Here is a 23,018-nt window from a genome sequence, read left to right on the forward strand (position 1 = left end):
ATGAAGGGACAAAGTCGTCTTGATCAGATTATGGATTATCTGAAAAGCCATAATCTGGTGACTGTAGAGCAGTTAGTGAGCGCGATTTCTGCCTCACCGGCCACCATCCGGCGTGATTTAATCAAGCTGGACAAAGAGGGCGTAATCAGCCGTAGCCACGGTGGTGTGACTTTAAATCGATTTATTCCAAGCCAGCCGACGACGCTGGAAAAAATGCAGCGTAATTTAGCTGAAAAGCAGGCGATTGCCGAGCAGGCTGCCAGCTTTGTGCGCTCGGGCGATGCAGTGGTACTGGATGCCGGCACCACCATGCTGGAGCTGGCTCGACAGTTGACGCATCTGCCGCTGCGGGTGATTACCGCCGATTTACATATCGCGCTGTTTCTTTCTGAATTCAAACAGATTGAAGTGACCATTATTGGTGGTCGTATCGATGATTCCAGCCAGTCCTGCATTGGCGAGCATGGCCGTCGCCTGCTGCGCAGCATTAACCCTGATATTGCTTTTGTTAGCTGTAACTCGTGGAGCCTGGCGCGTGGCATCACCACGCCTACCGAAGAAAAAGCCGGACTGAAGTATGATTTGCTGGCTAATGCCGGTCGACGTGTTTTGCTGGCTGACAGCAGTAAATACGGCTCCTGGTCGCTGTTTTGCGCCGCACCGCTGGAAACCCTGACTGATGTGGTAACGGATAACCGGCTGGATGACGGGGTCAAATGGGAATTACGCGAACGAGGTATTGCGCTACAGCTGACAAATTAGCGCTTAGCAGATCAAAAAGGGCATCCCGCGAGATGCCCCTTTCTTTGACAGGATGGCAACTTACAGCGTTTTTAAACCCACCGAAGGGATATTCCTTCCGTAGTAAATCTCACGCATCTCTTTCCACAGCAGGTCAGTAATGCGTTTGTGCTCTTGCGGGCTGAGATCTTCTGGTCGGGTATTAAACAGGTAATGCTTAAGTTCGAACTCTTTCAGCAACATCTTGGTATGGAAGATGTTCTCCTGATAGACGTTAACATCCACCATGTCATACATCGCTTTCATGTCATCTGACATAAAGTTCTGAATTGAGTTGATTTCGTGATCGATAAAATGTTTTACGCCGTTCACGTCACGGGTGAAACCCCGCACGCGATAATCCACGGTGACAATGTCTGATTCGAGTTGATGAATCAGGTAATTCAGGGCTTTTAACGGCGAAATTACGCCACAGGTTGATACTTCAATATCGGCGCGGAAAGTGCAAAGTCCGCCTTCCGGGTGGCTCTCCGGGTAGGTATGCACGCAGATATGGCTTTTATCTAGATGGGCAACCACCGAGTTTGGCAGCGGGCCTGGGTGCTCCGAATTATCAATATCTTTCGGATCAATCGGCTCTTCACTGACCAAAATAGTCACGCTCGCGCCCTGCGGTTCATAATCCTGGCGCGCAATGTTCAGCACATTGGCCCCGATGATCGAACAGGTCTCCGTCAGGATTTCAGTCAGACGGTTCGCGTTATATTGCTCATCGATATAAGCGATGTAGCCATCGCGTTCAGCTTCCGTATTTGCATAGCAAATATCGTAAATACAAAAACTCAGGCTTTTAGTCAGGTTGTTGAAGCCATGTAGTTTTAGCTTTTGCAATTTTGTTCACCCCCTTATAAATGCTGTGTGTGTGACAAAGCATTCAACAGATATTGCGGCAGGGCAAAGCTGCCAGTATGGATCGCCGCGTTGTAATAGCGGCAGTTCAGGCCTGCGGCCTCATAACGCGCCTGTAGGGTTGCCGCGTCGAGCTGGCGCAGAGCCGGATTGTCGCTTGCCCAGGCAAATGTCATGATGCCGCCGTAATAGGTTGGAATCGCTGCCTGGTAAAAGCTGACATCAGCAAAATAGTGGCTGAGTTTGCGATGGCTGTTAATCGCTTCGTCTTGTTGCAGAAAGCAAACGCCATTTTGCGCGACGAAGATGCCGTTTTCATGAAGGGCTTGCTTACAGCCAGCATAAAATTCTGAAGTGAATAGACTTTCGCCCGGACCGATGGGATCGGTACAGTCGGAAATGATCACATCGAACTTTTCATTAGTCTGGTTAACGAAGTTTACGCCGTCATCAATCACCAGGGTAAAGCGCGGATCGTCATACGCACCGGCGCTGTGATTCGGCAAGTATTGACGGCAGAACGTCACGACACCCGCATCAATTTCTACCATGGTGATCTTTTCAATCTGCGAATGACGCGACACTTCACGCAGCATCGCACCATCTCCACCGCCGATAATCAACACGCTTTTGGCCGCACCGTGCGCCAGAATTGGCACATGCGTCATCATCTCATGATAGATAAATTCATCACGTTCGGTGGTTTGTACCACACCATCCAACGCCATCACGCGACCCATCTCCGCATTTTCGAAGATGATTAAGTCCTGATGCGCTGTTTTTTCCCGATAGAGCTGTTTATCAACCGTGAAATATTGTCCAAAACCGGCATGAAGGGTTTCATACCACATTTCATTTTGGGCCATGGTGGGGCTCTCCTTTAATGACATCGCCATGAAAATGGGCGGCACATCATAGCTAACTCTGACCGTGGTTGCACGGTCAAATGTTCAGCAGGAGAGCGGTATGCGGCGGGTTATTTAACGTAGGCAAGCAGGCTCAATGAGTCACGAGCCAGAAACTTACATTTTTTATCGTTGGTGATAGCAATACCGCTTAAGTCACGATAGCTGTCTTCGCCAAGCGCTTTCATGTTGTAGCTGCTGTAGTTGCTTAAATCCCAGCGGTTTTGCTGAGCAAAAAACACCAGCGCTTTACGAATTTGCGCATCCGGCAGATCCTGATAGCCGCAGTCATTCTTTAGATAAACGAACACCGCCGTCAGATCGGCCAGATCTTCGGCTTCGGATTCGCTTAAGGCAAAGCTGGTGGAGGAGAAGCCAAGGAGTCCTGACAACAGCAGGATCTTGATGCTTTTCTTCATAGTCATTCTCTTCAGGGGATAATCTTGTTGACGTTAGCACAGTTGCCAGCAGGTTTTCGATTAATTTACCCGCCGCCACGAATGGCTGCATTTTTTCAGGGGATTCTGGTACGAAAGCTTGACCTTCCCATCAGGTAAAGGTTTAGGCTGTGCACTCTCTTGTCACAAGGATGATTACCATGCAACGTCGCCACTTCCTCAAACTTACCGCTGCGCTCACTGCGGCCGGTGCGCTGCCGCTCTGGAGCCGTTCGTTGATGGCGGCTGAACGTCCGCTGTTACCGGTTCCTTCTCTGTTAGAACCCGATGCCAGAGGGCATTATAACCTCACCGCAATGCAGGGAAGCACACAATGGAATGGCAAAGCGGTACCAACCTGGGGCTACAACGGCAATCTGCTGGGGCCGGCACTGATGTTACAACGTGGCAAGACGGCAACGGTCAACCTGCATAACCGACTCAGGGAAGCGACAACGCTGCACTGGCATGGCCTGGAAATTCCAGGTGCGGTGGACGGCGGGCCGCAGGCCAGCATCGCACCTGGTGCGACACGTCAGGTCACCTTTACCCCGGATCAACCGGCAGCGACCTGCTGGTATCATCCGCATCTGCATGGCAAAACCGGCCATCAGGTCGCGCAGGGGCTGGCGGGACTGGTGCTGTTAGACGATGCGGAGTCCGGCAAGCTGCGTCTGCCCACGCAATGGGGAGCCGATGATGTTCCGCTGATTTTTCAGGATAAATTGCTGACGAAGCAGGGCGATCGCATCGATTACCAGCTCGATGTCATGCGTGCTGCCGTGGGCTGGTTTGGTGACATGATGTTGACCAATGGCGTGCAATATCCGCAACACGCAGTGCCGCGCGGCTGGATACGCTTACGCTTGCTGAACGGCTGCAACGCCCGCTCGTTGCATATTGCCACCAGTGACCAGCGTCCGCTCTATGTGATTGCCAGCGATGGCGGTTTATTGTCCGAACCGGTAAAAATCGACTCATTACCTTTATTGCCAGGTGAGCGTTTTGAAGTGATGGTTGAAACTTCAGACGGTAAACCTTTCGATATGGTTACTTTACCTGTTGAGCAAATAGGGATGACGCTGGAACCGTTCGGGAAGCCGCTGCCGCTGGTGCATATCCTGCCATTGCGGGTGATGGCCAGTGCCACGCTACCGGATGCGTTGGCCTCCTTGCCAGCCCTACCGAACACCCAGGATCTGAATACGCGCTGGCTGCAACTGATGATGGATCCGCAACTCGATCAGCAAGGCATGCAGGCGCTGATGCAGCGTTATGGCGAGAAAGCGATGGGCAAAGGTCAGCATGGGATGAACATGACCCACGGCGATCACAACATAAAGATGGCTGCAGGGGAGCACGCCATGGATCACAGCGCGCACGACATGGCAAAACCGGCCGCCGGTTATGACTTCCATAACGGCAATAAAATTAACGGCGAAGCGTTTAACATGAACAAGCCGATGTTTAACGTGGCGCTGGGCGCAGTAGAGAAGTGGACTATTTCTGGCGAAGGCGACAGTATGCTGCATCCTTTCCATATCCACGGTACGCAGTTTCGCATTCTGTCTGAGAACGGCAAACCGCCTGCGCCGCATCGTCAGGGCTGGAAAGATATGGTAAATGTCGACGGCTGGCGCAGTGAGGTGCTGGTGCGTTTTAATTATGTTGCTAACGCTGAACAGGCTTACATGGCGCACTGTCATCTGCTGGAACATGAAGATACCGGCATGATGCTGGGTTTTACCGTAACCTGACGTCAGGCATTCTCAAGCGCCAGCCTGATGTCCTCAATCAAATCACCGGCATTTTCAATGCCGATCGACAAGCGCACCGTCGCGTCAGTGATGCCAATGCGCTGACGCACCGCTTCCGGCACCCCGGAATGGGTGGTGCTGCCGGGATGGCTGGCCAGCGATTCGGTGCCGCCGAGGCTAACGGCTTGTTTAAACAGCGCTAATCCGTTAAGGAAACGAAACGCAACGGGTTGGCCCCCGGCAATATCAAACGAGAAGGTTGAACCTGCGCCGCGACATTGTTCACGATAAGTTTTACCCTCCGCACTTTTTTCATCCAGAAACGGTAGCCAGTACAGTTTTGTCACTTTCGGGTGATCGCGTAAAAACGCCGCCACCTTTTCAGCGTTATGCCAGGCTTTTTCCATACGCAGCGACAAGGTCTCCAGCGAGCGGCCGATCATCCAGCTGGAGTGCGGATCGAGCTGGGTACCGATGGCGCTGCGTAGCGCACGAATGCTGGCCATTAACGTTTTGTTGCCCATCACCGCACCGGCAATTATGTCTGAATGTCCGCCAACGTATTTAGTCAGCGAATAAAGCGATAAATCAGCGCCCAGCGTTAAAGGATGCTGAAACAGCGGGCCAAGCAGCGTATTGTCACAGGCGACAAGGGGGCGCGAGCCTTGCTGCTGCTCGATCTCATCGGCAATACGTGCCATTAGCGCAATATTCACCAGGCTGTTCGTAGGATTAGCCGGGGTTTCAACCAGGACTATCGCGACTCGCCCTTGCGCCATCGCCCGTTGCGCTGCATCACGTACTTTAGTTTCATCATTGCCATCGCTAAAACCGACGGCCTGAATAGCCAGATTATGCAGCGTTTTACTCAGTAAAGTTTCAGTGCCGCCGTACAGCGGTTGCGAATGCAAAATCACGTCGCCGGGGCGGGAGAAGGTTAGCAGCGTGGTCGAAATTGCCGCCATGCCGGAAGCAAACAACGCGCAGCTTTCTGCCTGTTCATAAATGGCCAGTCGATCTTCAACAATTTCACTGTTGGGATGATTGAAGCGGGAATACACCAGTCCCCCACTTTTGCCTGTCGGGGGTTCACGTCGTCCTGAGACGTAATCAAAAAAATCTCGTCCCTCTTCCGCGCTGTTAAACACAAAGGTGGACGTCAGGAATACGGGCGGTTTGACGGCTCCTTCCGACAGTCGCGGATCAAAGCCGTAATTAAGCATTTGCGTTTCCGGGTGGAGTGGGCGCGCACCGATATGCGTTTTTTTACTGGATGAAGAAGCCATGAGATCTCCGGCTAACCGTGGGTTAACGAGCAGCATGCTGTACATACAGTTAACGCCACGGTGACATTTTTCGCCACGATAACGTTTGCCTTTAGCGCACGGCAGCAGTGGCCGTTTCGACTATGGTAGACTGCGTGGCTTTCTGACGTAACCAGGCTGAACGCAATGAAACACACTGTTGAAGTGATGATCCCTAAGCAGGCAATTGCCGCGCGCATCGCCGAACTGGGCAAAGAAATTACTGAACATTACCGCGACAGCGGCAGTGATATGGTATTAGTCGGGCTGCTGCGCGGCTCGTTTATGTTTATGGCCGATCTGTGCCGTGAAATCGATGTGCCACACGAAGTTGATTTTATGACTGCGTCCAGTTATGGCAGCGGCATGTCCAGCACCCGTGACGTAAAAATCCTTAAAGATCTGGATGAAGATATTCGCGGTAAAGATGTGTTGATTGTGGAAGACATCATCGACTCGGGTAACACGCTGAGCAAAGTGCGGGAGATCCTGCAACTACGCCAGCCTAAATCGCTGGCGATTTGTACCCTGCTGGATAAACCAGAACGCCGTGAAGTGGAAGTGAATGTCGAATATGTTGGCTTTGCCATTCCGGATGAGTTCGTGGTTGGCTTCGGCATTGACTATGCGCAGCACTACCGTCATCTGCCTTACATTGGCAAAGTGGTTCCACTCGAAGCATAACCCACCGCACATTCTTCCAGGGCTGAGACAGCTTGCTTAGTGTAGGCTGTCTGGCGCTTTAAGCTGGGCTGTCGGTGTTGACCAGCAGTCTGGCAATGCCGTGGCGATAACGCTGCTCCAGGATCTCCCGGCTGTTGGCGGTGACGTTAAGGTTACGCAGGCAGCCGTCATGAATACCGTACACCCAACCGTGTAGCGAAACATTTTTCCCGCGTTTCCATGCTGATTGCAGAATGGTAGAGTGGCCGAGATTATAAACTTGCTCAATAACGTTGATTTCGCACAGTTTATCGAGACGCTTATCCGGCGGGAGTTCCCCTAACAACACGCTATGCTTGTACCAGAGATCGCGGATATGCAGCAGCCAGTTGTTGATCAAACCCAACTCCGGGTTGTCCATCGCCGCTTGTACGCCACCGCAACCGTAATGGCCACATACGATGATGTGCTCAACTTCCAGCACTTCGACGGCATATTGCACGACGGAAAGGCAATTCAGATCGGTGTGTACCACCAGGTTTGCCACGTTGCGATGCACAAACAGCTCGCCAGGTTCAAGCCCGGTGAGTCGCTCAGCGGGAACGCGGCTGTCTGAACAGCCAATCCACAGGAAGCGGGGTTTTTGTGCCTGGGCGAGCCGCTCAAAAAAGCCGGGATCTTCTTTGACCAGTAATGCAGACCATTGGTGATTATTACTGATCAGGGTATCGATATCTGTCATGACGTTGAGCGACCTGTTACTGCGCATTGTGCGTGGACGTACTATAGGCGAAGGCTTAGCTATTTCAAACGGCATTAAATTGCCATCAAAACAGGGTATGGATTCGTAATGACTTATGCACTGGAACTTTCCCGGCTGACCAAGACCTATCCCGGCGGCGTGCAGGCGTTGAAAGGGATTGATCTTAACGTTCAGGCCGGCGATTTTTATGCGCTTCTGGGACCGAACGGTGCCGGTAAATCTACTACTATCGGCATTATCAGCTCGCTGGTGAATAAATCCGACGGCAGCGTGCGGGTATTTGGCTACGACCTGGAAGAAGATATGGTCAATGCCAAACGCCAGCTCGGACTGGTGCCGCAGGAGTTCAACTTTAATCCGTTTGAAACCGTGATGCAGATTGTGGTGAACCAGGCGGGTTATTATGGCGTCGAGCGTCGGGAAGCGAATGAACGCGCTAAAAAGTATCTGCAACAGCTCGATTTATGGGGAAAACGTAATGAACGTGCGCGGATGCTTTCTGGCGGCATGAAGCGGCGTTTGATGATTGCGCGTGCGCTGATGCATGAACCCAAACTGCTGATTCTTGATGAACCCACGGCCGGTGTGGACATCGAATTACGCCGTTCGATGTGGGTATTTCTCAAAGATCTTAACGCCAAAGGCACGACGATTATTCTGACAACGCACTATCTGGAAGAAGCAGAAATGTTGTGTCGTAACATCGGTATTATTCAGAGCGGTGAGCTGGTGGAAAATACCTCGATGAAAGGGCTGCTGTCCAAACTGAAATCTGAAACCTTTATTCTCGATTTGGCGCCGCGAAGTCCGCTGCCTGCGCTGGAGGGTTTTCAGTATCGTCTGGTCGATACCTCAACGCTGGAAGTAGAAGTGATGCGTGAGCAGGGCTTAAACAGTGTATTCAGTCAGCTCAGCGCGCAGGGTGTGCAGGTGCTGAGTATGCGTAACAAAGCCAACCGTCTGGAAGAATTATTTGTTGACCTGGTGCAGGGAAAAACAGGAGCAAAAGCATGACACATTTGTACTGGGTGGCGCTGAAAAGCATCTGGAGCAAGGAAATTAACCGTTTTGCCCGTATCTGGATCCAGACGCTGGTACCGCCAGTGATCACGATGACGCTTTACTTTATTATCTTCGGCAACCTGATTGGCTCACGTATTGGTGATATGCATGGTTTCAGCTATATGCAATTTATCGTGCCGGGGTTAATCATGATGGCCGTGATCACGAATGCTTATGCTAACGTGGCCTCCTCTTTCTTTAGCGCCAAGTTTCAGCGCAACATAGAAGAGTTGCTGGTCGCGCCGGTGCCCACTCACATTATTATTGCCGGATACGTTGGGGGCGGCGTGGCGCGTGGCGTGTGCGTTGGCATTTTAGTGACGGCAATCTCGTTGTTTTTTGTGCCGTTTCACGTTCATTCCTGGACGATGGTGGCCGTAACGCTCTTACTGACAGCGATTCTGTTCTCACTGGCTGGCCTGCTGAATGCTGTCTTTGCCCGCACCTTTGACGACATCAGCCTGATCCCGACCTTTGTGCTCACCCCGTTGACCTACCTCGGCGGCGTATTCTATTCGCTGACGCTGCTGCCGCCGTTTTGGCAAATGGTGTCAAAGCTGAATCCGGTGGTCTATATGATCAGCGGTTTCCGTTACGGTTTCCTCGGCATCAATGACGTACCGTTGGTATTTACCATGTCGGTACTGATCGCGTTTATCGTGGTGTTTTATATGCTGGCATATACCTTGATTCAGCGCGGACGCGGCTTACGAACTTAGTCGTCCTGTGTATTAAAAACGCAGCGTCGGCTGCGTTTTTAATACTATTATTTTAAATAACAAGATAATTCCTATTTAGACTGGCTGAATGAAACAGGCAGGCCATTTTTTAATATTATTACCCTTTACCTTTTTGCAGGCTTATTTAAAGCAGCCCCTATCTCTTCCCGCCATTTATCTCAATATGGCATTTTTCCTAAAATTATTTATATTTGCACCCTATCACCTTGTTTTTGCTAATTTTAAGAAATTTTAAGGTTTTTATAAGCCGTTATCTTATTGTTTAACCGTTTTTAACTTATCAAACTAGCCCGTAGGCACGCTTTACCATCCCGCATGGACGAGACAGGGTGGCTTACAGACTGAACAAAAACTGACGGCGCAGTTAATAGCGTCAGCTTTAATCAAGAGCAGGGGAAACCATGAATCGTATTACGTGGGTAGATAATCTGCGGGGATTAAGCATCCTTGCGATCATTTTTTTACACAGCACTATTGCAGTACACAATAATGCTGGGCATTTCACGCTGATAAGTAACACGATGAATGAAATGTTAGCGCCGGTACGTTTAGGACTTATGTTCTTTGTATCGGGGCTGTTTGTTGATGTCGGCTTAAAGAAAGGATTAGGGCCGTTCATTAATAATAAAATTAAAAGTATCCTTTATCCCTTTATTGTGTGGGTCGCTATTTATGGTGGGCTAAAAATTGTGTTTAGCTCAATGGCTAACACGCCTCAGTCGCCATTAAACATCATTCTCTCCCACCTTACTGGTGGTGGCGATATGACCTGGTTCTTACATTCACTTTTTATCTTCTTTTTAATGATTTTAGTGGCGCGTAAGTTACCTTTTTATGTTGTTTTCCTTGTCTGTATGTTTGCCAGTTGGGCGCTGCCAGCCATTAAGCCAGACAGCATATTCGCCAGCTTTGATAACAGTCATATTAATAAATCTTTCTATTTGTTCGTGTTCTTCTATCTGGGGGATTACGTCGTCAGGAAACAGATTGATTTGGCTGAGCGGGTTAAGAAAACATCGGTAATCGGTCTTTCATTAGCCAGTTTCGCTCTGCTGTCATGTCTTAATCTTTTTATCGTGCAGGGTGCGCCGGAGGCATTACTCTCTCCGTTAGCGTTATTATCCTTGCCATTTTTTGTCTGGATTGCTGCGCATCTGTCATCCCGTATTGTCTATTATATTGGCACGCATTCCATTGTGTTCTATCTGTCACATTACCTGGCAATACAGGTATTTAGTAAGCTGGTTAAATTTGAAAGCGCTTCCCCGTGGATGAATGATATAAAATTCATCGCAGCCTTCTTAGCCGCGCTGGCACTGCCCTGGACGATTTGTCTGATGCGTAGTCGTGGCTGGTTGAATTTCTTATTTACGCTGAAAAAAAACGCGAAGCCTCTTCAGGAAAAAGCGGTTTAAAAAAGAAAAACATCCTGCAAGCGTTAATGCAGGATGTTTTTTATGCAAAGCGAATCAGGCTACCTGTACCGGCAGCGCTTTTGCCAGACGCTTCATGTGATTATTATCGTCAAAATAAGCCACTTTAGGCTGCCACTGGCGCGCTTCAGCATCTTCAACCTGTACATAAGAACAGATAATCAGAATATCACCCTCGCAGGCACACCGCGCTGCGGCACCATTTACCGAAATAATTTTCGAGCCGCGCTCGGCGGCGATGGCGTAGGTGGAAAAACGCTGACCATTGGTCACGTTGTAAATATCAATGGCTTCGTATTGCAGAATGCCCGAAGCATCAAGAAAATCCTGATCGATGGCGCAGGAACCTTCATAATTCAGGTCTGCTTGCGTTACTTTCACGCGATGTAGCTTACCTTGTAGAACGGTACGAATCATAGCCAAAACCTTTTATGTCTGTCTCCCCGCTACAGCCGTTTACTGGGTGAGATCAACCTGTTTGTTATCGATTAAGCGCGCATTGCCAAGCCACGCAGCCATTAATACTACCGCGCACTGGCTGTCAACGGTAAGCGGTTGCAATGTGTCGGCGTCGCAAATGGCCAGCCCGTCGGGGCGCAAACCTTTTTCCAGCAGCGACTGGTTCGCGGCGTCAATAATTTCATCAACGTGGCGCTCGCCATTTGCCAGTCGCTTTGCCATCTCGTTCATAACCTGGCTGACAGCAGGCGCTAGCTTGCGTTCATCGGCGGTGAGATAACCGTTGCGCGAGCTCAGCGCCAGGCCATCTTTGGCACGCATGGTGGGCACGCCAACAATTTCAATATCGAAGCCCATATCCGTAACCATTTTGCGGATAACGGCTAATTGCTGAAAGTCCTTCTCGCCAAAGCACGCGATGTCCGGCTGCACCAGGTTAAACAGTTTGCTCACGATAGTGGCGACGCCGCGAAAATGGCCGGGGCGGCTGGCGCCTTCCAGCAGAGAGGAGAGTACCGGCACCTCAACGAAGGTCTGATTTTTCAAACCCTGCGGGTACACTTCTGCCGGTGAAGGCGCGAATACAACGTCAACACCACGCCGGTTCAGCTTCTCGCAATCTTCCTGCAGGGTGCGTGGATAACGCGCTAAATCGTCGGCACGATCAAACTGCATCGGGTTAACGAAGATCGACACAATCACGATGTCGCCACGCTCGCGCGCTTCATCGACCAGTCTGAGATGTCCCTCGTGCAGATTGCCCATGGTCGGTACTAGCGCAATACGTTTGCCTTCCTGACGCCAGCGACGAACTTCACGACGCAGCAGCGGCAGCGTTTCAATGATCAGCACGGTAATTCTCCTGAGTTACTGGAAACTGTGTTCAGCGGCTGGATAGGTTCCAGCTTCCACTTCGGCAATATAGTGGCGAATCGCTGCACGAATATCGCCGGTCTCGGCGAGGAAGTTTTTAGCGAATTTCGGGATATGGCCGCCGGTAATCCCAAAGGCGTCATGCATCACCAGGATCTGACCGTCAGTGGCATTACCGGCGCCAATGCCGATGACCGGAATGGTCAACGCTTCGGTAATACGCTTTGCCAGCGACACCGGCACACACTCCAGCACCATCAACTGTGCACCGGCAGCTTCCAGCGCCAGCGCATCAGCCAGGACGCGTTCTGCACCCGCTTCATCACGCCCCTGGACTTTGTAACCACCAAAGATGTTCACCGATTGCGGCGTTAGTCCCAGGTGTCCACAAACCGGCACCGCCCGATCCGCGAGCATACATACGGTGTCCGCCAGCCATTCGCCGCCTTCAATTTTTATCATATTGGCGCCGGCGCGCATCAGCTGTGCGGCGTTATCGAAGGTCTGTTCTGGCGTGGCATAGCTCATGAAAGGCAGGTCGGCAAGCAGCAGCGATTGCGGCGCGCCACGGCGCACCGCAGCGGTGTGATAAGCAATATCGCTAACGGTGACCGGCAAGGTCGAATCGTGGCCTTGAACCGTCATGCCAAGCGAGTCACCAACTAACAGTACCTGAATGCCTTCGTCGGCAAACAAGCGGGCAAAACTGAAATCATACGCGGTCAGAGTGGCGAATTTTTTACCGCTCGCTTTCCACTGACGCAAATGGGAAATCGTGGTGGGTTTCATAACATTCTCAACTCAGGGATTTCTGATGGGCGAAGTTTACTGGATAGCGGCAGGGAGCGGAATGAAAGAAGTGCTATTGTGTGGCTCAGGTATGCCAGAGACGAATGCTGCTGGTATCCAGCGTTGCCAGAATCGACCTGAGCGCGCGGCCATCCGGCAAGGTTGCCTCGGGGGCGATGTCGAGTAACGGCAGCAGCATAAATGCACGGTTGAGCAGATCGTAATGGGGCACGATAAGGCGCTCGGTGTTGATCACCGCAGCCCCAAACAGCATTACATCAATATCCAGCGTGCGCGGGCCCCAGCGCTCAGCTTTACGCACGCGGCCATGTTCCAGCTCAATGCGCTGGGTGTGATCGAGCAGGCTTCCTGGCGTGAGCTGCGTTTCAAGCGCGACGGCAGCATTCAGATAACCCGGCTGATCCGGCGGACCATAAGGCGGGGTGCGATAAAAGGCTGAGGTGGCGATACGTTGCGTAGCCGGCAACGCATCCAGCGCCGCCAGAGCTGCATCCACCTGATGCAGCGGATCGGCGAGGTTGCTACCTAACGCAAGGTAAACGCGGGTCATGAGGCGTTTTGATTATCACGACGCGGAGCAGGCGAGCGACGGGGACGACGGCGTGACTTATGCCGCGGCGCAGGATCGTCCCCCAGCGTGTTGAGCATGGTTTTCTGCTGTGGCGGCGCAGCAGCCTGGAATTCGCCCCACCATTTACTCAGGCGAAGCAGTTCCGGGTTGTTCTCGACGTCAGCGCGTAGCGCCAGCAGGTCATAGGCTGCACGGAATTTCGGATGTTCCATTAGCTTCCAGGCACGTTTACCGTGGCGGCGTGACATACGCAGCTGTAACTGCCAAATATCGCGAATCAGCGACGTGATGCGTTTTGGAATCGCCAACGCGCGGCAGGCTTCGTCCAGCGTATCGTTCATGGCCATCGCGAAGGCATCGTAATACGTCAGGCCACTTTCCTGCGCGATCTGTTCTGCAGCTTCCAGCTGTGGATACCAGAACATGGCGGCAAACAGAAACGCCGGGTTAACGCGCATATCATTCTGAATGCGGGTATCCGTATTTTTCAGCACCTGTGCCAGCATCCGCTCCATTGAGCTGTCACCCTTTTCGGTGAAATTACGCGCTAAGGTTGGAAATAGCGGCTGGAACAGTTGATATTCACACAGTTTAAGCCAGGTGCTGTAGCCATAACCGGTCTGCAATAGCTTAAGCGACTCTTCAAACAGGCGCGCTGGCGGAATATCCCGCAGCAGAGTGGCCAGACGCGGAATCGGCTCAGCGGTTTCAGGAGCTATGCGCATATTCAATCTGGCGGCAAAACGCGCCACGCGCAGCATTCGTACCGGATCTTCGCGGTAGCGCGTTTCCGGATCGCCAATCAGACGAATAATGCCTTCCTGCAAATCATGCAGGCCGCCAACGTAATCACGCACGCTAAAATCAGCCACGCTGTAATACAGGCTGTTGATGGTGAGATCGCGGCGTTGAGCATCATCTTCAATTGTGCCAAAGATATTATCGCGCAGCAGCATACCGCTCTGGGCACGCTGTGAAGTATTGCGATCGTCAGCGTTCTCTGCAACCTGATGGTGACCGCGGAAGGTTGCCACCTCGATCACTTCCGGGCCAAACATCACATGGGCCAGACGGAAGCGACGTCCTACCAAACGGCAGTTGCGGAACAACTTACGCATCTGCTCTGGCGTGGCGTTAGTGGTCACGTCGAAGTCCTTCGGCTTTTGCCCCAGCAGCAAATCGCGCACGCCGCCGCCTACCAGATAGGCTTCATAACCGGCTTTATTCAGGCGATACAGCACTTTGAGGGCATTTTCGCTGATGTCTTTGCGTGAGATGGTATGGCTTTCACGAGGGATGATAGTCATAAGACGCTCTGGTTCAACCTCTGCTGGCGCCTCCTCGTCGTCACGCTTAAGGACTTTCCTGCAAAAATTAGCTACTCGGGTAAAAATGGGACACCTCGACAGTGACATAAAAAGGGTGTGGTAAAATCAGCGGCTAATCATAGCCTGTTGCGAACCATTTGAGAATGCCGTTGTCCTGGCATCTGGTTTCAGGGCGTTGTCCTGGGGGATCAAAGCGATATTCCACTGTGACACCGCGCGAGACAGCAGTTTCTCCTGCGTTTCGTCCTGCCAGTTTTCATCAACCTGCTGACCAAGAAAGCGTAACGCCTGTACCAGCAACGGTCGCGCATCCCCTTCTGGCAGCGGGGGAGCATGATTTTGCTTCGACAACTTATTGCCATCAGGATTGATAGCCAGCGGCAGATGCAGATAGACCGGCACTGGCCATCCAAACTGTTGATAAAGCGCAATCTGTCGCACTGTTGGCTCAATTAAATCGGCCCCGCGCACGATCTCCGTAACACCCTGAAAATGATCATCAACCACCACCGCCAGGTTATAGGCGAACAAACCATCGCGGCGATGAATAATAAAATCTTCCTGCGCCAGGCGTGGATCGACCTGTAAGGTGCCACGGAGGCAGTCGTTGAAAGCGAAAACCGGGGTATGCTGACGCAGGCGTAATGCGGCATTTTCCGCGCCTTGCTGCAAATCGCGACAATGACCATCGTAAAAGCCGCCTGTCTGCTGAATACGGCTGCGAGAACAGGTACAAAAATAACTCTGACGATGCTGTTGCAGCCAGGACAGTGCCTCACGATAAGCGTCATGGCGTTGCGATTGCCACAGGACTTCGCCATCCCAATGCAAACCAAATTGCTCAAGCTGCTGCAAAATACGCGTAGCGGCACCCGGAACTTCACGCGGTGGATCAATATCTTCAATGCGCACCAGCCAGCGGCCGTTTTGCGCACGCGCGCTCAGGTAACTGCCTAAGGCTGCTATCAGCGAGCCAAAATGAAGTTCACCGGAAGGGGAGGGGGCGAAGCGCCCGATGCAAGATGAAGTCAACATGTGCGTTAGAAATTACCGCGCAACGAGAAAATCTGTTGTTCTCCCGCCGCGCGGCAATGTATTGGCTGCGGCATTAGCCAGCCATTTGTTTCTCGCGGATTTCTGCTAACGTCTTACAGTCGATGCATAAATCGGCGGTAGGACGGGCTTCGAGACGGCGAATGCCGATCTCAACGCCACAGGAATCGCAATAGCCGAAGTCGTCGTCTTCAACTTTCTTCAGCGTTTTCTCGATTTTTTTAATCAGTTTACGTTCGCGATCGCGGTTACGCAGCTCCAGGCTGAACTCCTCTTCCTGCGCGGCACGGTCAACCGGGTCCGGGAAGTTAGCAGCTTCATCCTGCATGTGCGATACGGTGCGATCCACTTCGTCCCGAAGTTGATTACGCCAGGCTTCCAGAATCTTACGAAAATGGGTCAGCTGGGCGTCATTCATATACTCTTCGCCCGGTTTCTCCTGATAAGGCTCCACCCCAGCGATGGCGAGAATACTCAGGGACGATGTTTTACGGTTTTGCCCTTCTTGCATGTTGTTTCTCCTGGATAACACGCACTATACCCTTCAACTTATTGCAGCAGGTGCGTTGCTGCTTGCCTGCTCTTGACATCTCTCGGGTACATCGATCCCCCAACGGGGAAAAAAACAGGCCGCTATAAATAACAGAAGCAGTCAAGGTTGGCAATTATTCGTGATCGCATCTTGACAAGCCTGTGAGGAACAGCGTAATTGGCGCCTTGTTCAGAACATAATTAGCACAAATAATTGCTAAAGATATTACAACCTTACCGCAAGCGGTGTTTTCAGACACATTCCTGTCACCGATAAGTCAGCCTGATACGCCAAAACTTCTACGCCCTCCTGCTGCGCCTGGACCAGTTGTTCTGCGTAAGCGGCGTCGATATGACGCGCCGGGGAGACGTCCTCAATCCCCGAGTGCAGAACCGCAAACAACAAGACGGCTCGATGACCTTCTGCTGCAACTGCGCTCAGTTCACGCAGATGCTTCTGGCCTCGAATCGTCACCGCATCCGGGAAGTAGCCTTTTCCTTGATGTAAAAGGGTCACGGATTTCACCTCAATATAGCAGTTGCGCAGGTCATTCGCCTTGAGCAGGAAATCAATTCGGCTATTTTCGCTGCCGTACTTCACCTCAGCCTGGCAATGCGGGTAAGCGGATAATTCTGGAATGCGCTGCTGTTCCAGCGCTTCGCGTACCAGCTGATTGGCGCGCAGCGTGTTAACGCAGATCCAGTGACCGGTTTGTGTTTCGGTGATCTCCCAGCTGTGCGGATATTTACGCGTCAGGCTGTCCGATGTGGAATACCACACGGTATCGCCTGGCGTGGCGCAACCGGTCATCGCACCGGTGTTTGCGCAATGAATCGTCAGGGTTTCACCTTCCGGCGTGAGCACATCGGCAAGAAACCGTTTGTAACGGGCAAGTAAACGGGCAGGTTTGAGCGGCGGAGAAAAATGCATACGATTCCTGATCAGGGCTGCAGCGGCCAGCTTGCCAGCGCACGATAACGCGTGCGGCCTTTAGCGAATGCTGAAGCATAAAGAGAAAACTGCGTGGCGCGAAAACGCCAGTGAAAGCCGCGCGGTGGCAGCGCAACGGGTTGGCTGGCGTGGCGTAATAATGTGATGTGTGGATGAAACGGCTGTGGACTTTGCGCGCAGCCGTGACGCGCCGCCTGCGCGCGCAGCAGGCTGGCAAGTTGCAGCAAAGCACGTGGCGGACGCTGGCAGCCTAACCATACCACGCCGGGACGCGGCCAGTGTCCGGCATCATCAAGGTCCAGATCAAAGCCAGGCTGGATAATACGCGCTGCCAGCGTTTGCAGACGCTGTGAAGTTTCTGCGGAAACCTCACCTAAAAACGCCAGAGTGATATGCAGACTGGCGGCCACAACGGGGCGCCCGGCATCTTCAGCAAAATTTTCCGCTCGCCAGCGCACCAGCTGTTGCTGAAGCTCGCAGGGCAGGCTGATGGCAAAGAATAAGCGTTGTGTCACCATGGCGGTCTCCGGCAATCCTCACGGATGAATGCTACAATGCGCGCCATCTTAGCACAGGCGGAACAGGAGTTTGCTGTGAGTGATTTACCTGTCAGCGCGGTGCTGCCTGACATCCTGGCGGCGCTTGAAAGCGCCTCACAAACCTTGCTGGCCGCGCCTACTGGCGCAGGCAAATCGACCTGGCTGCCGCTGCAATTACTGGAACAGGCGATACTGCCTGGTCGCATCATTATGCTGGAGCCGCGTCGCCTGGCTGCACGTAACGTGGCGCAGCGACTGGCGGAACAGCTCAATCAGCCGCCTGGCGAAACAGTCGGGTATCGGATGCGTGGGAAAAGCTGCGTCAGCGCCACGACCCGGCTGGAAGTGGTCACGGAGGGTATTCTCACCCGCATGTTGCAGCAGGATCCCATGCTGGATGGCGTGTCGCTGGTGATCCTTGACGAATTTCACGAACGTAGCCTGCAGGCCGATGTGGCGCTGGCGCTGCTGCTGGATGTACAGCAAGGTCTGCGCGAGGACCTGAAAATTTTGCTGATGTCGGCCACCCTCGACAACGCCCGCCTGGCGGCAATGCTGCCGGATGCGACTTTAATTATTTCTGCAGGACGCAGTTATCCGGTTGAGCGACGTTACGCTTCGCTCAATCCCTCTGTTCGCTTTGAAGAGGCGGTTGCGCGCGAAGTCCTGCAACTGTTGCGCGATGAAAGCGGCTCTTTGCTGCTGTTTTTACCTGGTGTAGCGGAAATTGAGCGTGTGAAGCGTGAGCTTGAATCCCGTGTTGCCGACGACATCGATCTGGCACCTTTATATGGTGCGTTGTCGTTAGCGGCTCAGCAGCGCGCGATTCTTCCTGCGCCAGCCGGGCGACGCAAAGTGGTGCTTGCCACTAATATCGCCGAAACCAGCCTGACCATTGAAGGTATTCGTCTGGTGGTCGATAGCGCGCTGGAGCGCCGCGCATTGTTTGATGCTCGCACGGGTGTCACACGGCTGCAAACCCAACGTATCAGCCAGGCGTCAATGACCCAGCGCGCCGGACGCGCCGGGCGCCTGATGCCAGGTATCTGCTTACATCTTATCTCGTCAGAACAGGCAGCACGCGCGGCGGCGCATAGCGAAGCGGAAATCCTGCACAGCGATTTATCGTCGCTGTGGCTGGAATTACTGCAATGGGGTTGCACGCAGCCAGAGCAGTTGCAATGGATTGATCCGCCGCCCGGCAAATCTCTGCGTGCCGCGCAGCAGCAACTCACTCAGCTTGGCGCGCTGGATGACAACGGGTTACTCAACGCGCAAGGGCGCCGCATGGCGCAGCTGGGTAGCGATCCGCGGTTGAGCGCCATCCTGATCGCAGCGGGACAAGATGCCGATGCCGTTGCCAGTGCCGCCTTGCTGGTGGCGGTTCTGGAAGATCCGCCGCGCAGCGGCAGCGCCGATCTCAGAGAAGCGCTGTATCGACCGCAGCCGCAATGGCAACGTCGCGCCCGGCAGTGGCAACATCGGCTGAAAGTCAGTGGCGGGCGGGTCGATGAAGCTCGCTTTGCTGCCTTACTGGCCGCTGGCTTCAGCGATCGTCTGGCACGACGTCGCGATCGCAGTGGACGCTATCAGCTCGCCAACGGGTTAGGGGCGAAACTGGACGATCAAGATAGCCTGACGCGTAACGAATGGCTGATTGCCCCCGCGTTATTGCAAGGCAGCGCCGCGCCAGACGCGCGCATACTGCTGGCGTTGCCGATCGATATTGTGGCGCTGTGTCAGCAACGCCCGGCGCTGATCGAATGGCGAACCGAAGTGGAATGGGATGATGAAAAAGGCACGTTGCGTGCCTTTAAACGTGAGCAGATTGGCGCGCTGGTATTGAAAACGCAGCCGCTGGCGCGACCTGAGTCTGAAGTATTGCATGCGGCGATGTTGCGCTGGGTCGCTGAAAAAGGGTTATCGGTGCTGGGCTGGTCGCCAGCGGCGGAACAGCTACGTCTGCGTTTACACTGTGCAGCCGAATGGTTGCCCGCGGAGAACTGGCCAGCAATGAATGATGCCGCACTGCTTGATTCGCTGGAAAGCTGGCTCTTACCGCAAATGAGCGCGGTGCGCGATCTGAAAGGCTTGCAGTCGGTGGATCTGGTTAGCGCGCTATTACATTTGCTCACATGGTCACAACGTCAGCGGCTGGATACTGTGCTGCCAACTCATTACACTGTGCCAACCGGAAGCCGTCTGCCTGTTCGCTATCATGCGGATAAGCCTCCGTCGCTGGCGGTGCGGATCCAGGAGATGTTTGGCGAAGCGACCAATCCCACTGTGGCAGAAGGACGCGTGCCGCTGGTGCTGGAACTGCTATCTCCGGCGCAGCGTCCGCTACAGATTACCCGCGACCTCGCTGCGTTCTGGCGTGGTGCGTACCCGGAAGTGCAAAAGGAGATGAAAGGGCGCTATCCCAGACATCCCTGGCCTGATGATCCAACAAGCGCTTTACCCACCCGGCGCACGAAAAAATATTCCCCGCAAGGTTGAGAACGCTGGACCGAATTCAGAGGGTTCTGCCAGGCGGGATGCGATAAAATCGTTAGAGTAAAGGCGCAGCCATAAGCTATGCCTGGAGAATGAAACCAATGTCTGGGAACGATCACGAACCTATTGGGCGCAAAGGAAAACAGCCCAAACCGCCGCGCCGCAGCGCGAGCCGGGGTCGCCGCAGGGATACTGATAAAGGTATCTCTCAGGATGATTTTGATGATTACGAGGAGAAGGCACCCGTGCCACCTAAAGGTAAAAAAGGAAAACCGCGCGGCAAACGCCGTTGGCTGGGATGGTTAATTAAGCTGTTTTTGGTGTTTGTCGTCGTTATGGCAGCATGGGGTGTCTACCTCGACTCGGAAATCCGTAGTCGCATCGACGGCAAAGTGTGGCAACTGCCCGCGACCGTGTATGGTCGTATGGTCAGCCTTGAGCCGGGTATGGCTTACAACAAAAATGAAATGGTGGCGTTGCTGGAGGGCACACAATATCGCGAGGTCTCGCGTATTACCCGTCCTGGTGAATTCTCGATCAACGGGAATACAATCGATCTGCTGCGTCGTCCGTTTGACTTTCCGGACAGTAAAGAAGGGCAGATCCATGCACGCATGACCTTTAGCAAGGGTGAGCTGAGCGAGATCAAAAACCTTGATAACGGGCGTGACTTTGGCTTCTTCCGCCTGGATCCGCGCCTGATCACCATGTTGCAGTCGCCAAACGGCGAGCAGCGACTGTTTGTGCCGCGCGCCGGCTTCCCGGATCTGTTGGTCGATACGCTGATCGCCACTGAGGACAGGCATTTCTACGAGCACGATGGCATCAGCCCGTACTCCATTGGCCGCGCCTTCCTCGCGAACATCACTGCCGGGCGCGCAGTGCAGGGCGGCAGTACGCTGACTCAACAGTTGGTGAAAAACCTGTTCCTGACCAACGAGCGTTCACTGTGGCGTAAAGCGCGTGAAGCCTATATGGCAGTTATTATGGATGCGCGTTATAGCAAGGATCGCATTCTTGAACTGTATCTGAACGAGGTTTACCTCGGTCAGGCGGGTAATGATCAGATTCGCGGCTTCCCGCTGGCCAGCCTTTATTATTTTGGTCGTCCGGTTGATGAGCTGAGCCTTGATCAGCAGGCGCTGCTGGTCGGCATGGTCAAAGGGGCGTCGCTGTATAATCCGTGGCGTAATCCAAAACTGGCGCTGGAGCGTCGTAACCTGGTGTTGCGTTTGTTGCAGCAGCAGAAAGTGATTGATCAGGAGCTGTACGACATGCTGTCGGCCCGTCCGCTGGGCGTGCAACCAAAAGGAGGCGTGATTACGCCGCAGCCAGCCTTCATGCAGATGGTGCGTAATGAACTGCAAGCCCGGCTGGGCGATAAAGTGAAAGATCTGTCCGGCGTGAAAATCTTCACCACGCTTGATCCGGTGTCGCAAGACGCGGCGGAAAAAGCGGTGGTTGAGGGTATTCCAGCGCTGAAAAAACAGCGCGGGCTGAAAGATCTGGAAACCGCAATGGTGGTCGTTGACCGTTTCAGTGGCGAAGTGCGAGCGATGGTGGGAGGAGCCGATCCGCAGTTTGCAGGTTATAACCGTGCGTTGCAGGCGCGTCGCTCAATCGGCTCGCTGGCAAAACCGGCGACCTATCTGACAGCGCTGAGCCAGCCAAATACCTATCGTCTGAACAGCTGGATCGCGGATGAACCGATTGCGCTAAAACAACCGAACGGATCGGTATGGAAACCGATGAACGACGATCGCCGTTTTAGCGGTAAAGTGATGTTAGTGGATGCGCTGACCCATTCCATGAACGTGCCAACCGTTAACCTCGGCATGACGCTGGGGCTGGACTCCGTCATTGATACCTGGGTCAAACTGGGCGTGCCGAAAGATCAGCTCCATCCGGTTCCGTCAATGCTATTGGGCGCACTGAACCTGACGCCGATTGAAGTGGCGCAGGCTTTCCAGTCAATCGCCAGCGGCGGCAATCGTGCACCCCTGTCAGCGGTACGTTCAGTGATTGCAGAGGACGGTACGGTGCTGTATCAAAGCTTCCCACAGGCGCAGCGCGTTGAGCCTGCACAGGCGGCTTATCTGACGCTTTACACCATGCAGCAGGTTGCCGATCACGGTACTGCACATGCTTTAGGGGCACGCTTCCCGAATGCGCATCTGGCCGGTAAAACCGGTACCACCAACGATCTGATCGACAGCTGGTTTGCCGGTATTGACGGTAAAGAAGTGGCCATTACCTGGGTTGGACGCGATAACAATCAGCCCACCAGACTGTACGGTTCCAGCGGTGCGATGCAGCTTTATCGTCGCTATCTCGATAACCAGGCGCCGATGCCGTTGCAACTGACACCGCCAGAGGACGTGTCGATGATGAATATCGATTCGGCGGGTAACTTTGTGTGTAGTACAGGCAGCAGCATCTGGCGCTCGCTGCCGGTGTGGGCGCTGGACCCGAATGCGCTCTGTCAGCAACAGCAGCAGCAGGTCCAGCAACAGCAACAGCAACAGCAACAGCAACTGGAACAGCAGCAGCAACAGCAGGAGCAAAAGGACAGCAATGGTGTTGCAGGCTGGATAAAAGACATGTTCGGCAAGTAAAGAATTCAGAGGTAAATAAAAAGGGCGCGGGAGCGCCCTTTTTTGTGCAAAATCCACAAGGGTTAAATGCGCGGCAA

At 53.3% G+C, this 23,018-nt stretch carries 22 protein-coding genes; 8 read left to right on the plus strand and 14 right to left on the minus strand.

Translation table 11 applies throughout. From position 1 onward, the window contains the following. On the plus strand, nt 1-762 hold the full coding sequence (locus QRY16_RS10305; protein ID WP_289776514.1) for a DeoR/GlpR family DNA-binding transcription regulator: 762 nt from the start codon (nt 1-3) through the stop codon (nt 760-762). Between the two features lie 60 nt (nt 763-822). Here the strand turns inward: QRY16_RS10305 and speD are convergent, their stop codons facing one another. From speD to QRY16_RS10320, 3 genes are all read right to left on the minus strand, one after another. Next, nucleotides 823-1,632 carry an adenosylmethionine decarboxylase gene (speD, locus tag QRY16_RS10310; RefSeq protein WP_193403773.1) on the minus strand — a complete coding sequence of 270 codons (810 nt, stop codon included), beginning with the start codon at nt 1,630-1,632 and terminating at the stop codon, nt 823-825. Between the two features lie 14 nt (nt 1,633-1,646). Continuing rightward, nucleotides 1,647-2,516: a polyamine aminopropyltransferase gene (gene speE / locus QRY16_RS10315; RefSeq protein WP_289776515.1), complete on the minus strand. Its 870-nt coding sequence runs from the start codon at nt 2,514-2,516 to the stop codon at nt 1,647-1,649. 110 nt (nt 2,517-2,626) lie between these two features. Further along, complete coding sequence (locus tag QRY16_RS10320) at nt 2,627-2,974, minus strand: YacC family pilotin-like protein (protein WP_289776516.1); 348 nt, start codon at nt 2,972-2,974, stop codon at nt 2,627-2,629. A 179-nt stretch (nt 2,975-3,153) separates the two neighbouring features. Here QRY16_RS10320 and cueO point away from each other — a divergent pair, with 179 nt between their 5' ends. Continuing rightward, complete coding sequence (gene cueO, locus QRY16_RS10325) at nt 3,154-4,749, plus strand: multicopper oxidase CueO (RefSeq protein ID WP_289776517.1); 1,596 nt, start codon at nt 3,154-3,156, stop codon at nt 4,747-4,749. Nucleotides 4,750-4,751: 2 nt separating this feature from the next. On the opposite strand, the gene QRY16_RS10330 is transcribed toward cueO, so the two are convergent. Further along, nucleotides 4,752-6,035, minus strand: coding sequence for a cystathionine gamma-synthase family protein (locus QRY16_RS10330; RefSeq protein WP_289776518.1), 1,284 nt, complete (start codon nt 6,033-6,035; stop codon nt 4,752-4,754). Between the two features lie 165 nt (nt 6,036-6,200). On the opposite strand from QRY16_RS10330, the gene hpt reads away from it, so the two are divergent. Next, nucleotides 6,201-6,737, plus strand: a complete 537-nt coding sequence (gene hpt / locus QRY16_RS10335) for a hypoxanthine phosphoribosyltransferase (protein WP_193403768.1) — start codon at nt 6,201-6,203, stop codon at nt 6,735-6,737. A gap of 58 nt (nt 6,738-6,795) precedes the next feature. Here hpt and can read toward each other — a convergent pair whose 3' ends face one another. Continuing rightward, entirely contained in the window at nt 6,796-7,458 is a 663-nt protein-coding gene (gene can / locus QRY16_RS10340) for a carbonate dehydratase (RefSeq protein WP_289776519.1), read from the minus strand. A 108-nt stretch (nt 7,459-7,566) separates the two neighbouring features. On the opposite strand from can, the gene QRY16_RS10345 reads away from it, so the two are divergent. The 3 genes from QRY16_RS10345 (at nt 7,567) to QRY16_RS10355 (ending at nt 10,696) form a co-directional block, all read left to right on the plus strand. Continuing rightward, nucleotides 7,567-8,493, plus strand: a complete 927-nt coding sequence (locus tag QRY16_RS10345) for an ABC transporter ATP-binding protein (protein WP_289776520.1) — start codon at nt 7,567-7,569, stop codon at nt 8,491-8,493. Next, entirely contained in the window at nt 8,490-9,260 is a 771-nt protein-coding gene (locus tag QRY16_RS10350; protein WP_289776521.1) for an ABC transporter permease, read from the plus strand. The genes QRY16_RS10345 and QRY16_RS10350 overlap by 4 nt, the downstream gene beginning before the upstream one ends. A 422-nt stretch (nt 9,261-9,682) precedes the next feature. After that, the gene (locus QRY16_RS10355; RefSeq protein ID WP_289776522.1) at nt 9,683-10,696 is read left to right on the plus strand and encodes an acyltransferase family protein; all 1,014 of its coding nucleotides are present in this window, start codon (nt 9,683-9,685) and stop codon (nt 10,694-10,696) included. A 54-nt stretch (nt 10,697-10,750) separates the two neighbouring features. Here QRY16_RS10355 and panD read toward each other — a convergent pair whose 3' ends face one another. The 9 genes from panD to thpR all read right to left on the minus strand — a co-directional run bounded on the left by panD (nt 10,751) and on the right by thpR (nt 17,809). After that, nucleotides 10,751-11,131, minus strand: coding sequence for an aspartate 1-decarboxylase (gene panD, locus QRY16_RS10360; RefSeq protein WP_193403763.1), 381 nt, complete (start codon nt 11,129-11,131; stop codon nt 10,751-10,753). Between the two features lie 39 nt (nt 11,132-11,170). Further along, nucleotides 11,171-12,025, minus strand: coding sequence for a pantoate--beta-alanine ligase (gene panC, locus QRY16_RS10365; RefSeq protein ID WP_289776523.1), 855 nt, complete (start codon nt 12,023-12,025; stop codon nt 11,171-11,173). Between the two features lie 15 nt (nt 12,026-12,040). Beyond that, the gene (gene panB / locus QRY16_RS10370; protein WP_289776524.1) at nt 12,041-12,835 is read right to left on the minus strand and encodes a 3-methyl-2-oxobutanoate hydroxymethyltransferase; all 795 of its coding nucleotides are present in this window, start codon (nt 12,833-12,835) and stop codon (nt 12,041-12,043) included. Between the two features lie 85 nt (nt 12,836-12,920). Then, on the minus strand, nt 12,921-13,406 hold the full coding sequence (folK, locus tag QRY16_RS10375; protein WP_289776525.1) for a 2-amino-4-hydroxy-6-hydroxymethyldihydropteridine diphosphokinase: 486 nt from the start codon (nt 13,404-13,406) through the stop codon (nt 12,921-12,923). Next, nucleotides 13,403-14,821: a polynucleotide adenylyltransferase PcnB gene (pcnB, locus tag QRY16_RS10380; protein ID WP_289776556.1), complete on the minus strand. Its 1,419-nt coding sequence runs from the start codon at nt 14,819-14,821 to the stop codon at nt 13,403-13,405. The genes folK and pcnB overlap by 4 nt, the downstream gene beginning before the upstream one ends. A 39-nt stretch (nt 14,822-14,860) precedes the next feature. Continuing rightward, entirely contained in the window at nt 14,861-15,790 is a 930-nt protein-coding gene (gene gluQRS / locus QRY16_RS10385) for a tRNA glutamyl-Q(34) synthetase GluQRS (RefSeq protein WP_193403758.1), read from the minus strand. Nucleotides 15,791-15,863: 73 nt separating this feature from the next. Continuing rightward, a complete protein-coding gene (gene dksA / locus QRY16_RS10390) occupies nt 15,864-16,319 on the minus strand; it encodes an RNA polymerase-binding protein DksA (RefSeq protein ID WP_031375735.1) in 456 nt (151 codons plus the stop codon). Between the two features lie 246 nt (nt 16,320-16,565). Further along, complete coding sequence (gene sfsA / locus QRY16_RS10395; RefSeq protein ID WP_289776526.1) at nt 16,566-17,270, minus strand: DNA/RNA nuclease SfsA; 705 nt, start codon at nt 17,268-17,270, stop codon at nt 16,566-16,568. A gap of 11 nt (nt 17,271-17,281) precedes the next feature. Then, nucleotides 17,282-17,809: an RNA 2',3'-cyclic phosphodiesterase gene (thpR, locus tag QRY16_RS10400; protein ID WP_193403756.1), complete on the minus strand. Its 528-nt coding sequence runs from the start codon at nt 17,807-17,809 to the stop codon at nt 17,282-17,284. A gap of 36 nt (nt 17,810-17,845) precedes the next feature. Between thpR and hrpB the strand changes: the two genes are divergently transcribed. Both hrpB and mrcB read left to right on the plus strand, forming a co-directional pair. After that, entirely contained in the window at nt 17,846-20,329 is a 2,484-nt protein-coding gene (gene hrpB, locus QRY16_RS10405; RefSeq protein ID WP_289776527.1) for an ATP-dependent helicase HrpB, read from the plus strand. A gap of 98 nt (nt 20,330-20,427) precedes the next feature. After that, a complete protein-coding gene (mrcB, locus tag QRY16_RS10410; RefSeq protein ID WP_289776528.1) occupies nt 20,428-22,941 on the plus strand; it encodes a bifunctional glycosyl transferase/transpeptidase in 2,514 nt (837 codons plus the stop codon). The last annotated feature ends 77 nt before the right edge of the window (nt 22,942-23,018 follow it).

The organism is Mixta mediterraneensis, assembly GCF_030283135.1.
Classification (GTDB): Bacteria; Pseudomonadota; Gammaproteobacteria; order Enterobacterales; family Enterobacteriaceae; genus Pantoea; species Pantoea mediterraneensis.